Origin of the sequence: Sorangium sp. So ce131 (assembly GCF_051519095.1) — a bacterium.
Taxonomy (GTDB): domain Bacteria; phylum Myxococcota_A; class Polyangia; order Polyangiales; family Polyangiaceae; genus Sorangium.
Map to the genome: position 1 here is coordinate 7,756,268 of NZ_CP150455.1, position 14,869 is coordinate 7,771,136.

Consider the following 14,869-nt stretch of genomic DNA (forward strand, 5'->3'; position numbering starts at 1 on the left):
GGCTCACTTGCCTCGGGCCAGCCTCTCGAGGAGCAGCTTGAGGTGCGGCTGCTCCGGTTTCACCCCCGCCTCGCGCGCCCGCTCTTCCAGGCGATGCCGGTCCGCCTTTTCGCGCTCGGCCCAGGCGGCGAGCGCCAGCCCACCCGCCCTGGCGCCCGCCGCGCAATGGAAGAGCACGGGCTGCGGCAGATCGTTCGTCTGCTCGACGACACGGTCGAGGATCTCCTCCGTCGCCTCCACCGGGCTCACCGGCAGGTTGAGGTAACGAAGGCCGGCGGCCTCCACGCGCGCCTGCTCGTCGCGCACGAACCCCTGCTCCGACGGGGAGCGCAGGTTGACGACGGACTTGAACGGCGCGAGACCCGCGCTCGTCAGCTCGTCCTCCCCGGGTTGGTCGCTCGCCGCCAGCGCATCGGAGATCCATTTCACGTTGCTCATCGCCTCGTCCTTTCCGCCGCGTTCACGGCGCGCGCACACGGACCGTCACCGTCCGCACCTCACTCGTCGACATGTCGTCATGTCGTCATGTCGTTATCGGAGCAATGGGTGTGCCCTCCCCGAGGAACCCCTCCTATTTCGCGGCGACCTCGTCCTGGATGACGTAGTTCTCGTTCTCGAAGCGCAGCGCGTCGTTCGCGTGCTGCTGGAAGTCCTTCGCCAGCGTCAGGAGCTCCGCCCGGTGCTGCTCGTCCTTGATGCCGCCGAGCGGCGGCATCTCGTTGTCTTGCAGGATGCGCAGGATCCGGTTGCGCCCCGCCAGCGCCTGGTTCGGGAAGTTGAAGAGCTCGAGGATGCGCATCCCGGCGGCGTTCTCGGGATCGTGGCAGGCGAGGCAATTGTGCTTCCGGAACGCCTCCGAGAGCCTCCGGTAGGACCTGTCGAGGTCCTGCACGTGCGGGTTCTCTCTCGAGAAGAGGTTCTGGTAGAGCGTGAAATGGGGTTCCTCGCCGCCGTCTTTGCCGCGCCAGGTCCACTCGTGATCCCACTCCCTGTGCACCCGCGGCCGGCTCTCGTCGCTCTCGGCGGATCTCAGGGCGCCGATCACCCGGTCTTGCTTCATGACCAGGAGCAGCTCGACCGTGGTCTGGTACGCGTCCCATTTCGCCGGCTGATGCCAGAACGGATACGGGAACGAGCCGGGGTCGAGCTTGTTGCGGAAGTGGTACGGGAGGTGGATGATCGTGAGCCCCCCGATCTTCTCGACCCGGTAGTTGCTCTCGAACGAGAAGATCGACATGTAGACCGTCCGCCAGACGAGCGGGTTCATGAAGGTCGCGCTCGTGTGCTCGAAGCCGAAGTCCCCCTCGTATTTCTGCCGGGACCACAAGAACGGCTCCTTCATCGCGTCGCGCAGGACGTCGAAGCCCTTCAGCCGCTCCGCGCAGAGGTCGCGCGCCTCCTCGTCGTCCGGCGCCGCCGGCGGGCAGGCGGCGATGATCCCCTTCGCGATGACGTGCGGCAGCTCTTCGGAGGGAATGCCGGCGATGGAGGGGCGGACCTCCTGCGTGCCCGAGCGCTCCAGGGAGATCGAGGTCTCCGCTGCCCACCGCAGGATGAGCTCCCGCTCCGCGCTGCTGAGCGCGTGCCCGAGGTGGAGCGTCTTGTAGGCGAGCGGCGGCATGGCGTTCGCCTCGACCGCGTGCTGAATTTTGAAGATGAACTCCAGCGCCGAGCTGCGGCGGCGGTAGGGGAAGTCGTTCGCCACGTCGAAATTCACCCGCGCCCGCTGGATCTTCTCGTCCACGTAGGGCTGCGAGACGTAGCTGACGAGCGGGACGTGATAGAAGAAGGGCCGCTCCTCGGTCGCGCTGTGGCAGGCGAAGCACTTGGCCTTGACGATGGGCTGGACCTGCTCCCGGTACCGTTGCGCCATCACCTCGAGGCTGTCCACCGACGCCGAGTCCGGGAGCTCCTCCGCCTGGAGGAAATTGAGATACCGGTCCCATACACCCAGCGTCCCGAGCAGGACCAGCAAAGAGAGCACAACCGTCGTGACTCTTCGACGAAACAAACGTCGCATGGCTCAGCCTCCAGCGTGAGGGGTGTCGGCGGTGCCTTCCTGCGCAGGCGCGGGCCTTCGCAGAGAGGACGCTGGCCGGTCGTCGGACCGAGTCTCCAAGGGCATGCGCGCCGTGGACGCGCCGACAGGCGCTGGGCACCTGCGCGGCGCCCGCGCTCGACCGAGCGCCATCGCCCCGCGCGACCGCTGCGCGCGCGGGGATTACGATTTCAATTTCCACTGGTGCGCAGCGCTCGATTGCGCGGACAGGCACGCCCGGACGCCCGGCCAAGGCAAAGCCGGCGGCACCTGGACACGGCAGGAGGGCCGCCCAGGCGGGCGTCCGCTTCGCCTCACCGAGCGAGGCGGGCGTCCCGGCCGCAACCGAGCGCCTCGCACGCGGATCGCGGGATCAATCCACGGATGCAGCCATGGAGCCGTGTCAGCTCACACGTCCACATGTAATACAAACCACTTCTTACGTCTGTTATAACGGATTATAGCCTCACCAGGTTAGGCTCATCAAGCGATTTTTGTACGCTTGTCGACGATTACGACGCGCCTCAATCGTCCGTTATAACGGACGACCGGGTACATCCCAAGGGGTGTGCGGGTGGCCGCCGCGGCCAAGGAGGGGCGGATCTATGGAGATGAACGGCGAGCCGCGGGCGGTCGAGGCCGCTCGCCTGGCGATCGAGAGCATCGCGGCGCCGGGCAGCCCGCACGGATCACGGGCTGGCCGACGCGGGTCGGGGGAGCGTCCTGTCGCAGCGGCACGTCATGCCGGGTGCTGCGCCCTTCGCCGGTTGCGCGGGTCTTCAGTCGTGGGGCTGGTTCACGTAGGGGTCGCTGCCCGCGGCCGCGTAGCCCGCCACGGCCTCCGGGCTCGAGTCCACGCTCAGGCGGCAGGCGCTCCTGAGGGTCACGTTCGAGCTGTAGATCTGCACCGCCTTGATGTCGGGGTACCGCTTCAGGGCGTCGACGAAGGTGCGCAGCCACTGGCCCTTGCGCGCCGGGTCCGCCGGATCCTCGTGGCTGGAGAACTCGCTCAGGATGTACGGTTTGTCGCCGTGCCACGCCATCTGCGCCGGCTGGTGCATCCAGTCGTAGTGGCTCCCGATCGTCGTCGCGGGGTCCTTCCATCCGGTGCCGTTGCAGGCGTAGAAGTTGTAGGGATCGTACCCGAGCCAGTCGACGTAGCTGTCGCCGGGGTACAGGCCGGGCAGGCGGCTGCGCGTCCCGCTCCAGCCCATGGGCGTCCAGACCCACACGACGTTGGTCACGCCCGCCGCGCGGAACCTGTCGACGACGCGCCGGTACGCCGCGACGTAATCGGCGTCCGGCCCGTCCGCGCTGTGGACATCCACGTTGTCCATCTCGTGGTCGAAGGCGATCATGATCTTGCCGGGCGCGTTCTTGACCCGCTGCGCGGCCGCGTCGATGACGGCGTCCTGCGAGCCGTTCGCGATCTCGGTCCACGTGACGTTCTGGCCCGCGGAGTACCGGCGCGACTCCCATGACAGGTGGACGACGTAACCGTTATTCAACTGCTCCGTCTCGTGCGCGTCGGGGAAGACGCCGTTGTCGCTCGTGCCCCAGTCGTGGTAGCGGTACACGAGATCGAGCTTGCGGCCAGCCTTCGCCTCGAGGTCCTCGATCGCAGCGCCCCAGTCCCACCCGAAGTTCCTCGCGGGCGCGTACCCTCCCCACCAGGCGCCGTTCCTCGGCACGAGCTTGTCCGACACGGCGGGCTCTCCTCCCGAGGGCTCGTCGTCGCCCGGCGGGGTGACGTCGATCCAGACGACCGAGGAGACGAGGGACCCGCTCGCGGCGGTGTTCTGGAAGACGAGCTCTGTCCGGAGCTGGTTGGCGTTCGCCACGTGGAGCCCGCCGAACGTGTCGCTCAGGTTCTGCTGGCTCGCGCTCAGCGCGCGCGCCGGCCCGGCCCCGATCAGCGTCGCGCCGTCGTAGAGGTTCACGCGGATGGTCCCCGCGCCGCCATTGATGGCCCAGGCTTGGTAGTTGACGACGACCTCGCTCGCGCCGCCCGCCGGCGCGCCCGAGTAGCCGAGCAGCAAGGAGGCGTTCGTGGCCCCCGGCGCGCTCCGCGCGAACGTGCTGCCGCCGTCGCTCGACGAGAACGAGGTGCCGTCGTCGACCAGCTTGTAGATGGGCGCCGTACCGCCGCCGCCCCAGACGTTGTTCAGCGCGACATCGCTCGTCGGCACCAGGCTGGCCGACGACGAGACGCCGGATACGTGGTCGTCCAACAATTCTGAGCCGGCGAGATCTCCCGATGCACAACCGGCAATCAGGAGAGGCGCGGCGCACAGGGTCAGACGTCCAAGGGTCCGGGCGAAGCGAGAAGTTGAGTCCATCATAAGGGACCACAGAAAGCACACATGAGTTGAAGGGCAAGCATTTAGCTGCTTTTCGCCCTTCGTGCAGCGACGCTACACGCTTGAACTTCGACGGTGCACTCTGTGCGACGCCGCGTTCACTCTCGCTTCCGCGGGGCTCGTCGAGCGACACGCATGCTGAGTTGTGAACTAGTGTTAAGGTCCGGGTAAGTTACGGCTCACCTCTCGCTTCCGCGGGGCTCATCACGCGACACGCACGCTGAGTTGTGAACTAGTGTTAAGGTCCAGGTAAGTTATGTAATCCGGCGCCGGCGGCGCCCCCGGCCGCGCGCGGCCCGCTCGCCCGCGCCCGACGTCCCGGGCCACCGGCTCAGCGGGTGATCTCCCAGAGGAGATCGAGCAGCTCGCGCACCGCGGTCCGCCGGGATTCCCAGCGGGAGGCCGGCGCCATGGCGCTCGCCCGCCGGGCGGCGTCCTTGGCGAGCGCCGCCTGCCGGCGCGAGCGCTCGTCGTCCTCGGCCTGCTGCTGCCGCGCCCTCGCCGTTCCGCCGGTCTCGGCGAAGGCGAGGAGCTGGGGGAGCTCGCCGCGGTCGAACCAGGTGCCGTGTTGCCTGCAGATATCGACGATGACGCCGCTCTTGCCGGCGAAATTCTTGCGGTTCATCAGCTGGCGGCAGACCGGGCAGCGGACATAACGCACGCGGACATCGAGGGCCCCCGCGCGCGGCGGCGGGCGCGGCGCGCTCCGGCCGTAGATCTCGCGGTGCGAGAGGAGGTCGCGGAGCAGCGCATGATCGACGAGCTGTCCGCCGCACCGGCCGCAGTCGCGCAGCAGGCCTGTCGCGGCGCGGAACGCGGAGAACGGCTCGTCGCAGTCGAGGCAGCGGAGCGGGTCGGGCTCGGCGATCGGCTCCAGGCCGAGCTCGTGGTCGCAGCCGGCGCAGCGCTCCGCGTCGGGCGGGTTCACCTGGTAGCAGCCGCCGCAGCGCACTGCGGCGCTCGCGCCGGGGCACCGGGGGCAGCCGCGCTCCGCTGCGTCGAGCGCGAGGCCGCAGCCCGGACAAGCCATCCCGCCGGCGAGCATGGCTCATGGTAGAGGAGCGGAGCGCTCGCGGGAAGACGCCGCGCCTGGGCGGATTGCTGCAGGGCGCCGGCGCGCGGCCGCTCCGTGGGAGCTGCGCGACGTTCCGTCAGCGTGTCCTGACGAGCCGCGGCGCGGAAGGACGGGAGCTGTGCGAGCGCCTGAGCTGCGTGGAGCTGCCGCGGTTCAGCCGGGTGGCGAGCTCCTCGGTGAGGTAGGTCATCGCGACGTCCTCCTCGTGGAAGACGGCTACATGGTCGTTCTGCTCCTCACGTAGGAGCCGGTTCACCTGCAGCGCGCCGACCGCGGTCCGCACCACGATGGCGGCGCAGGCGAACTCCTGGACGACCATGGCGCGGGTGCGCCTCGTCGCCGCCTCGAACGCCGGATCGTTGTTCATGGGCACGCGGCGGAGGTCGACCAGGTGGCCGAGGTTCCCGCGGACGAGCGACTCGTAGATCTGGAGCGCCTCGGTGTGGAAGCGGATGAAATCCTCGGGCGAAGGATACGGGCGCTCAGAACGGGTGGTCCGGACGATGTGGAGGGCCGGGTCGGCGACGACCGTCAGGTACTCGTTCTGCAGCAGGACCGTCATGCCCAAGACAGGATAGCTGGAAACGAGCAGCGGGGCGACGTGTGCCGCGGCGATCGTCGCCGTGCGGGCGCGGTTTTCAGGCGAGCTGAGCAGCGTGGGTTTTGGACAGCAGCACACATGTACGCCTGCGATGCCCGGCCCGCACATGGGCGAAGGGCGGCCGTTCACCTGCACGATCGGCGCACAGACGGTCCTGACCGTAAGGCCGGTCCTGATGGCCAGGGTCCGGCAACGGCGACCGGCGGCGCTGGTCGGGGCCACAGGGCCAGTCGCCGTTGCCCCGGAGGGCCATGAAACCGCAAGCCCCTAGGTGACCATGCCATTCAACATCCCAAGCGCGCTGTCGTAGAAATCGGCGCTGGTAAAGGTCGGGCCACCCTTGCCGTCATACCGCTCGCGTCACTCAAGGCAATGACGGCATCGACATGCACGGGATGCATGAACACCATGACTCCTACGAGTTGGCTCGCGCGCACGAAATGGCTAGGTATCCACCCCAGGGACGAGCCCCAGCTCGGCGGTCGCTCGACGCCGTTCGTCGGGCTGCCGAGCGCGGCGCGCACGAGGTGCGGATCTGGGACGACATCTCGTCCTCGGCCATCACCTTCCACACATGGAACATTCCCGGCAGGACGACCTTGGCGACTCCTCGGTTACCCCTCCGCGACGAGGCGGCGCGCCGCTGAGCCGCCGAAGAAGCTCGATGACGACCCAGGCGCCTCCGGACGAGTCGCGGCCACGGATTATATCACTAAAGATGTAACAATTTGACAAATACAGAGACTTTGCTTTGATCTATTGATCTGCTGGCGGGGAGCGGCCTCCTTGCTCTTCCTTATGATCGCGCGAGGACTGAAGCCATGAAGCGGAAGAAGGGTTTGAAATCCCTCGAAGTTCTCGACCTCTGCGCCTCGTCGACGCGACGAGGGACGGCGCTCCTCGGCGCGGTCGTCCTCGCGGCGTCCGGCCTGACCCAGGGCTGCGTCGGCCGCCTCGGCGACGACCGCGACGGGTCCTCGAGCCAGAGCGGGCTGGTCGACGTCGCTCCAGCGGGGATGCGACGGATGACACCGCAGCAGTTCACGAGCTCGATGCGCGACCTGTTCGGCGATCCTGCGCTCGAGCTCGATCTCGACCCGGACGCGGGAGAGGTCGCCTCGCTCCTCGCCGTGGACAAGCTCAACGCCGCGGCGGAGGTGATCGTCGCTCGACGCCCGTCGTGGGGTAAACCGGTGTTCCCGTGCGACACGAGCGGCGCGGAGGACGAAGCGTGCGTGGACAGCTTCGTGCGGACGTTCGGGCGTCGCGCCTTCCGGCACACGCTCGACGAGGCCGAGGTCGCGATGCTCAAGGGCCAGTACGCCGAGGCGCGGAAGGAGCAATCGTTCGAGGACGCCCTCCTCGTCGTGCTCAAGATCATGATCCAGTCGCCCAGCGTCTACTACTTCGTCGAGCTCGGCCGCGAAGGGGACGGGGGCGAGGCGCTCGCCTCCGGCGTCCGCCCGCTGACGGGCTGGGAGCGCGCGGCGCGCCTGTCGTATTTCCTCTGGAACACGACGCCGGACGACGCGCTGCTCGACGCCGCGGAGTCCGGCGCGCTCGATACGGCGGAGGGCGTGCGCGAGCACGCGGAGCGGCTGCTCTCCGACGACCGCGCCCGAGCCACGGCGAGGCGCTTCTTCGTCGATTGGCTCGAGCTCGACGGCACGAAACAACACGACTCGCTCGAGAAGGCGCCGAAGAGCCCCACGATCTACCCCGAGGATTCACCCGCGCTGCGCGCCGCCATGCGCGCCGAGATCGAGGCCCTCGCCGAGCGCGTGCTCTTCGAGGGGGACGGCCGCTTCGAGACGCTGCTCACGACGACGGACGCGTACGTGAACGGGCCCCTCGCCGCGCTCTACGGGGTCAAGGGCCCCGCGGACGACAGCACGTTCTCCTGGGTGTCGCTCCCGCGCGATCAGCGCGCGGGGATCTTCACGAGGGCGGCCTTCCTGAGCGTGTTCGGCAGCATCGAGGTCAAATCGCCGATCCGCCGCGGCGCGTACATCCTGGAGCAGGTGCTCTGCAGCTCCCTCGGCCCTCCGCCTCCCAACGCGAGCGACGTGCCGGTCAAAGGCGGCGCCGTCGAGGAGAACGGCCAGCTGGTGCGCAGGACGATCCGCCAGGATGTCGAGGCCAAGACGTCGAGCGGCGTCTGCGCGACCTGCCATACGGCCATCAACCCCATCGGCTTCGCGTTCGAGCACTACGACGCGCTCGGGCGCTGGCAGCCGCAGGAGGAGGGCGAGGACGCGACCGGCCCGTACACGCTCGACATCGAGGCGCGCGGCAGGCTCCCTGCGATCGGTCCGGACGCGGAGAGCGTGGAGGTCGACGGCGCCGTCGAGATGTCGGCGGCCATCGCGGCGAGCGCCGCGGCGCGCGCTTGCCTCACGAAGCACTTCTTCCAGACGGCGCTCCGACGCGTCCCGATCGACCAGGATCTCGCCTCGATCGAGGCGGCCACGCCGACGCCCGAGAGCGGCGGCAGCCTGCGTGACCTCATCCTCGCCCTCACGACGAGCAACGCCTTCTTGCACCTGCGCCGAGCCGGGGAGTGAACCTATGAAACGCGCCGCCCTCAACCGAAGGAATTTCCTCCGAACCGCGACCGGCCTGTGCATCGCGCTCCCGTTCCTCGAGGCGACGCACGGGGACGTGTGGGCCGCGGACGGCAGGGCCAGACGGTTCATCGTGTTCTTCAGCCACGGCGGTACGATCTCGTCTCGCCACGCGTCGGGGGCGAAAGGGGATCCCTGGAAGCCGGGCGCCTGGAGCATGCTCGACCTCTGGGCTCCCGGCGACGAGGGGCCGGCGCTCGAGGTCCTCGGCGAAGAGATGGCGCCGCTCGAAGCCCACAAAGGTGACATCACCCTGCTCCGCGGCGTCGACGACGCCGCCTCGGTGGCCCAGGCTGATTACGGCGGGCACCACGGCTGCGCCAACGCGACCGTGCTCACCTGCGCCGACACGACCTCAGGCGGCGACGACGCCAAGGCGCTCGGCCCGTCGATCGATCAGGTGATCGCCCAGCGGCTCGCTGGCGAGAGCCCGACGCCGTTCGCGTCCATCGATCTCATGGTCGACGGACACAACTACGGAGAGCCGCTGTACAGCGCGGCAGGGCAGCAGGTCTCCACCGAGGCGGACCCGACGAGCGCCTTCGACCGGCTCTTCAAGGACGTCACGGACTCCCCAGCGGGTCCGACGCCCGAGCAGCTCCGGATACGCGCCCAGCGGAAGAGCGTGCTCGACGGCGTGAGCGAACACCTCGCGGCCTTGAAGGGGCGTGTGAGCGCGGCCGACAGGCACCTGCTCGACGCGCACGCCGAGCACATCCGGAGCCTCGAGAAGAAGCTTGAAGGCGTCGCCAACCTGGCGGCCTGCACGAAGCCGAGCGTCAGCGGCGCGCCCGTGTACCAGGGATACGGATCCTACACGGAGGGAGGGATAAAGGACGTCGCTCCCCTGATGGTCGACATCCTCCTGCACGCGTTCCGCTGCGGCCTCACGCAGGTCGCGACCTTCCAGATCGCCGACGTCCTGACGAGCTGGTTGCCTCAGCCCTACACGACCGATCTCGGCCACAGCCTCGGCCACGCTGGCCTCGATGTCGGCCCGAGCGGCGCGGAGCCCGACAAGCTCGAGGATTGGCGCGCGACGATCCTCGCGAACCGCAACTGGCGCATGGAGATCCTCGCGCGCCTGCTCGACGGGCTGAAGAGCACCCCCGAGGGCGACGGCACGATGCTCGACAACAGCATCGTGCTCTTCACGAGCGAGTTCGGGTGCGGTGGTGGGCACTCGCCCCGCGACATCCCGGTCCTGCTCGCTGGAAAGGCGGGCGGCAGGTGGCCGGGCGGCCGGCACGTCAACTACAACAAGCGCGCGAGCGCGGATCCCGCCCAATCCGACTACGAGACCGACGTCTCGTTGCACAACGTCTACACATCGATCCTGCGCGCCTTCGGCCACGAAGACGCGCACTTCGGGAACGACGCCGCGTACAAGAAGGGTCCCCTGGCGGATCTGCCGTAGAGCGGCTCACTCGAACCGCAGCGCCTCCACCGGATCCAGCCGCGCCGCGCGCCGCGCCGGCCCCACGCCGAACGTGACCCCGATGAGCACGGAGACCCCGAGCGCCAGCCCGATCGCGTACGGCGGAACGATGGTGGCCCACTGCCCGAACTGCGACAGCAGCACCGCCGCCCCGTACCCGAGCCCCACCCCGGCCACCCCGCCCGCGAGCGACACGACCACCGCCTCTACCAGGAACTGCCGCAAGATGTCCCGGCGACGCGCCCCCACCGCCATGCGCACGCCGATCTCGCGGGTCCGCTCCCGCACCGAGACCAGCATGATGTTCATGATGCCGATGCCGCCCACGATCAGCGACACCGCCGCCACGCTGCCGAGCAGCGTCGTGAACGTGCCCGTGATCTGCCCCATCGTCTCGAGCATCTCGGCCTGCGAGCGCACCTCGAAATCGCTCGGCTGATCCGCGCCCAGCCGGTGGCGCAGCCGGAGCAGCTGCTCCAGCTGCGCGATCACCTGGGCCGAGCGATCCTCGCTCGCGAGCTGCAGCGAGATCGTCGAGAGGTGGTCCTGTCCGAACAGGACGGACTCGTGCGTGGACAGGGGCACGAACACCCCGTCGTCCGGCGAGCCCATGCCAGAGCCCTTCTCCGCGAGCACCCCGACCACGCGGAACGCGTTCCCGTTGATCTGGAGCCGCGTGCCGAGCGGCGAGACGCCCGGGTAGAGCTGCCGCGCGACGTTCGCGCCGATCAGCACAACCCGCGCGCGCTGCTGCACGTCGAGATCCGTGAACGGGACGCCGCTCCCCGTCCCGATCGAGCGCACCTCCAGGTACGCCGGCGTGATCCCGGTGACGGACGCGTTCAGGTTGCTCGCCATGTACCGGAGCTGCGCGCTCCCGCTCCGCTCGGGCGCGACCGCCGCCACGCCGTCGAGCGCGCGCAGCGCCTCGGCGTCGCCCTCGGTCAACGTCTTCACCGTGCCGGACCGGACGCCGCCCGCGGACGCCGACCCCGGACGGACCATGAGCAGGTTCGCGCCGAGCGACCGGATCCGCCCCTCGACGCTGCTGCGCGCGCCCTCCCCGATCCCGAGCACGGCGACCACCGCGGCCGTCCCGATGATCATGCCGAGCATCGTCAGCAACGTGCGCAGGCGGTTGCTCGCGAGCGAGCGCCACGCGCTCTTCGCGGTCTCCTTGATCAGCATGTCGCCTCCATCTCGCTCGCGTGGAACGCCGCCACCACCGCGCTCGCCGGGCCGTCGGCCACGATGCGGCCGTCCTTCATGTGGATCGCGCGCGCGAGCGAGCGCGCCACGCCGAGGTCGTGGGTCACCATCACGAGCGTCGTCCCGTCCGCGTTCAGCGAGAGCAGGAGCTCGAGCACGTCGCGCCCGGTGCGGCTGTCGAGCGCGCCCGTCGGCTCGTCGCACAGCAGCATCGACGGCCGCGTCACGATCGCCCGCGCGATCGCCACGCGCTGCCGCTGCCCGCCCGAGAGCTCGGACGGCAGGTGCCGCGCGCGCGCGGCGAGCCCGACCCGCTCGAGCGCGTGCTCCGCCAGCCCGCGGCTGTCCTTCACCGCCCCGTAGAGCAGCGGCAGCTCGACGTTCTCCACCGCGGTCATCCGCGGCAGCAGGTTGAAGCTCTGGAACACGAACCCGATGTGGCGGTTCCGGAGCGCCGCGAGCTCGTCGTCGTCGAGCTCCGCGACGTCGCGCCCCCCGAGCCGGTACGTGCCCTCGGTGGGCCGGTCGAGGCACCCGAGGATGTTCAAGAGGCTCGACTTCCCGCACCCGGACGGCCCGATGATCGCCACCGACTCGCCCCGGCGCACCTCGAACCCGATGCGGTCGACCGCCCGCACCGCGAGGTCCGCGCGATCGGCGTGGTAGACTTTGGAAAGACAGCTTACGAAGACCGGGACGTCCATCTCAGCGCCCTCCCCCCGGGCGCCCCATGCCCATGCCCATGCCGCGCATGGGGTTCTGCCCGCCGCCCGGCCGCTGGCCTTGCCCCTGCCCCTGCCCGGCGGGGGGGGCCGGGGCGGGCGCGCTCGCGAGCACGTCGTCGCCCTCGGTCAGCCCGTCGAGCACGACCATCTGCGAGCCGTCCGTCGCCCCGGTCTGGATCGGCCGCTCCTCGCCGCTCGCGAGCCGCACGAACCGCCGCTTGCCCGCGGACTGCACGGCGAGCAGCGGCACGAGGAGCACGTCCTTCTGCTCCGCGGTCACGATCTCGACGTCCGCGCTCATCCCCGAGCGGAGCAGCGAGGCGTCCTTGTCCTTGACCACGATCTCGACGTCGAACGTGACCACGCTGGACACCTCCTTGCCGAGGGGGCTCACCCGGTCGACCACGCCCTGGAACACCCGGTCCCCGTAGGCGTCGACGCGGATGTCGACCCGCTGGCCCACGGCGACGCGGCCGATCTGCGCCTCGTCGATGGCGCCGACGATGCGCAGGTTCGACAGGTCGGCGAGCGTCATCACCGCGCTGCCGCCGCTCACGTTGGTGAGCGCCGACGAGACGAGCGTGCCCTTCTCCACCGCCACGTCGAGCACCGTGCCCGCGATCGGCGCGTAGATCTGCGTCTCCTTGAGGCGCGTCTCCGCGTCCTGCACCGCGAGCTCGGCGGCCTTCAGCTGCGCCTCGGCCGAGCCCAGCTGCGCCCGTCGCAGCGTCGTGTTGGCGCCCGCGATCTTCGTCGCGTGCGCCGCCGTGCGGGCGGCGTCGGTCGAGCCGAGGCCGAGCTCGGCGCTCTTCTCGGCGACCTCCTGGCTCACCTCGACGTTCTTGCGGTCCAGCTCCGCGACCGAGAGCGACGCCCGCGCCGCCGCGAGATCGGCCTTCACGCGGTCGCGCGCCACGCGCGCCTCGGCGAGGTCGCGCTCGGCGTCCGTCGGATCCAGGCGGACCAGGAGCTGCCCGGCCGCGACCGTGTCGCCCTCATCGACGAGCACCTCGATCACCTGGCCCGAGGCGCGCGACTTCACCTCGACCTGGACGTCGGGCTCGATCTTCCCGGACGCGGCGGCGGTCTCGGTCAGGCTCCCGCGCCGGACCTCGACGGTGGGGCCGGCGGGCGCCTTCGACGGCTCCTGGTACCAGGCGTACCCGCCGATGGCGAACGTCGCGATGGCCGCCGCGGCCACGCCGGAGATCACGTAGCGTTTCCTCTTCCCGTTCATGACGACCTCCTGGAGAGCACCGAAGCGAAGCGATCGAGGAGCGCGCCCGCGGCGTGCTCGAGCTGGAAGCGCGACGCGAGCTCCGTCACGACGGCCCGCAGCCTCCGGAGCTCCGCCTCGCGCAGCGTCTGCTCGGCCTGCACCACGTCCGACGACGTCGCGATCCCGAGCTTGAGCCGCTGCCGCTCCGCCTCGGCGAGCTCGCCGGCCATGCGCGCCGCCTCCGCGGCGAGCGCGACCTGATCCGCGGCGGCCACGAGGCTCACGCGGAGCGAGCTCATCTGCGCCGCGATCGCGTCGGCGCGCGCCTGGTAGCGGGCCTCGGCGGCCGCGAGCTGCGTGCGCGCGCGGGCCGCGTCCGCGGACGCCCGGCCGCCGCCGAACGGCAGCTCGAGGTCGAGCCCGCCGAGCACGCCGAACGCCGGGCGCCCGCCCTGGAGCGCCAGCCCCGTCGCGGGCTCGTTCACCCACAGGGTCCCTACGGACGCGGTCGCGAACAGGTCGAGGCGGACCTGGTCGGCGTCCTCCGCGGCGCGGAGCCGCGCGCGCTGCGCCTCGAGGTCGGCGCGCAGGGCGGCGAGCTCCTGGGAGCGCTCGGTCATGGCGCGCGTCAGCGCGGCGGCGGTGGGCACGGGCCCGAGCGAGGGCGGCTCGCCGGTCGGGGCGAGCGAGGCGGCCTGCTCGGGCGACATGCCGAGCGCGCGCCCGAGCTCGATCGCCTTCGCCGCCCGGTTCGCGCGCGCCTGCGAGAGCGCGTCGGCGATCGACGCGGCCGTGGTCGAGAACTGGAGGACGTCCACCCGCGTGCCGGTGCCGACGACCTCGGCGCGCGCCTTCGCGTCCGCGAGCTGCCGCTGCGCGGCCGCGAGCGCCTGCTCCTGCACCGCGATCGCCTGCTCCGCGTACCAGAGCTCCCAGTAGGCGCCGAGCACGTCGAGCGCGGTCTGGCTCGCCGCGAGGTCGCGGTCCCGCTCCGCGGCGACCGCCGACGCCTCCGCCGCCGCGATGGGCGCGAGCTGGGCGTCGGTCCCGGCGCCGCGGAGGAGCGGCTGCCGCGCGGAGACGTGCGCCTCCGCGTCGTAGTTCGGCCCGAAGGTGCCGTTCGCGATCGGGCTCCCGGTGATGGAGCGCCACGACGTGCCCGTCGACGCGCCCACCTCGAGGGCGGTCCCGACGTCGGTGGTGTACTGGAGGGCCACGCTCGACGTGACGGACTTGTCGACCGTGCGGTTGGCGTCGGCGTCCGTGCCGCCGAGCGTCTCCGCGTAGCGCCCCGTCACCGAGGCCGACAGCACCGGCTTGCGCGCGCCTTGCTCGGCGAGGACGGTCTGCCGCGCGGCGGCGACCTCGAGCAGGGCCGCGCGCAGGGTCGGGTTCTGGGAGGCCGCGCGGCCGACGGCCTGTTCCGCGGAGAGCGTCTCGGCGCGCGCCGCGCTGCTCAACGAGCACGCGGCGGCCAGCGCGAGCGCAGCCAGCCACGGCATGGGAACGGAGCGAGTAAGCGTCATGGACCGCAAGCTAGGGGGCGTCGTCTCAAGAGGTGTCCGGTTCGTGTAAGGATT

11 protein-coding genes are annotated in these 14,869 nt (G+C 70.4%); 2 read left to right on the top strand and 9 right to left on the bottom strand.

The window, feature by feature from the left end; genetic code table 11:
- Positions 1-3: 3 nt before the first annotated feature.
- The 5 genes from WMF43_RS28250 to WMF43_RS28270 form a co-directional block, all read right to left on the bottom strand.
- On the bottom strand, positions 4-438 hold the full coding sequence (locus WMF43_RS28250) for a beta-lactamase hydrolase domain-containing protein (RefSeq protein ID WP_437669218.1): 435 nt from the start codon (positions 436-438) through the stop codon (positions 4-6).
- 133 nt (positions 439-571) lie between these two features.
- Complete coding sequence (locus WMF43_RS28255) at positions 572-1,984, bottom strand: heme-binding domain-containing protein (RefSeq protein ID WP_437669220.1); 1,413 nt, start codon at positions 1,982-1,984, stop codon at positions 572-574.
- An 833-nt stretch (positions 1,985-2,817) separates the two neighbouring features.
- Positions 2,818-4,269: a glycoside hydrolase family 26 protein gene (locus WMF43_RS28260; RefSeq protein WP_437669222.1), complete on the bottom strand. Its 1,452-nt coding sequence runs from the start codon at positions 4,267-4,269 to the stop codon at positions 2,818-2,820.
- A gap of 460 nt (positions 4,270-4,729) precedes the next feature.
- Positions 4,730-5,443 carry a zf-TFIIB domain-containing protein gene (locus WMF43_RS28265; protein ID WP_437669224.1) on the bottom strand — a complete coding sequence of 238 codons (714 nt, stop codon included), beginning with the start codon at positions 5,441-5,443 and terminating at the stop codon, positions 4,730-4,732.
- A gap of 106 nt (positions 5,444-5,549) precedes the next feature.
- The gene (locus WMF43_RS28270; RefSeq protein ID WP_437669226.1) at positions 5,550-6,035 is read right to left on the bottom strand and encodes a hypothetical protein; all 486 of its coding nucleotides are present in this window, start codon (positions 6,033-6,035) and stop codon (positions 5,550-5,552) included.
- Positions 6,036-6,895: 860 nt separating this feature from the next.
- Here WMF43_RS28270 and WMF43_RS28275 point away from each other — a divergent pair.
- Together WMF43_RS28275 and WMF43_RS28280 are read left to right on the top strand one after the other, a co-directional pair.
- A complete protein-coding gene (locus WMF43_RS28275; protein ID WP_437669228.1) occupies positions 6,896-8,638 on the top strand; it encodes a DUF1592 domain-containing protein in 1,743 nt (580 codons plus the stop codon).
- Between the two features lie 4 nt (positions 8,639-8,642).
- Complete coding sequence (locus WMF43_RS28280) at positions 8,643-10,115, top strand: DUF1552 domain-containing protein (RefSeq protein WP_437669230.1); 1,473 nt, start codon at positions 8,643-8,645, stop codon at positions 10,113-10,115.
- Positions 10,116-10,121: 6 nt separating this feature from the next.
- On the opposite strand, the gene WMF43_RS28285 is transcribed toward WMF43_RS28280, so the two are convergent.
- From WMF43_RS28285 to WMF43_RS28300, 4 genes are read right to left on the bottom strand one after another with little or no spacing between them, the layout of a single operon-like run.
- Positions 10,122-11,324 carry an ABC transporter permease gene (locus WMF43_RS28285; RefSeq protein ID WP_437669232.1) on the bottom strand — a complete coding sequence of 401 codons (1,203 nt, stop codon included), beginning with the start codon at positions 11,322-11,324 and terminating at the stop codon, positions 10,122-10,124.
- The gene (locus tag WMF43_RS28290; protein WP_437669234.1) at positions 11,318-12,049 is read right to left on the bottom strand and encodes an ABC transporter ATP-binding protein; all 732 of its coding nucleotides are present in this window, start codon (positions 12,047-12,049) and stop codon (positions 11,318-11,320) included. Before WMF43_RS28290 ends, WMF43_RS28285 begins: the two co-directional genes overlap by 7 nt.
- Before the next feature lies 1 nt (position 12,050).
- Entirely contained in the window at positions 12,051-13,307 is a 1,257-nt protein-coding gene (locus tag WMF43_RS28295; RefSeq protein WP_437669235.1) for an efflux RND transporter periplasmic adaptor subunit, read from the bottom strand.
- Positions 13,304-14,815, bottom strand: a complete 1,512-nt coding sequence (locus WMF43_RS28300; RefSeq protein WP_437669237.1) for a TolC family protein — start codon at positions 14,813-14,815, stop codon at positions 13,304-13,306. The genes WMF43_RS28295 and WMF43_RS28300 overlap by 4 nt, the downstream gene beginning before the upstream one ends.
- Between the last annotated feature and the right edge of the window lie 54 nt (positions 14,816-14,869).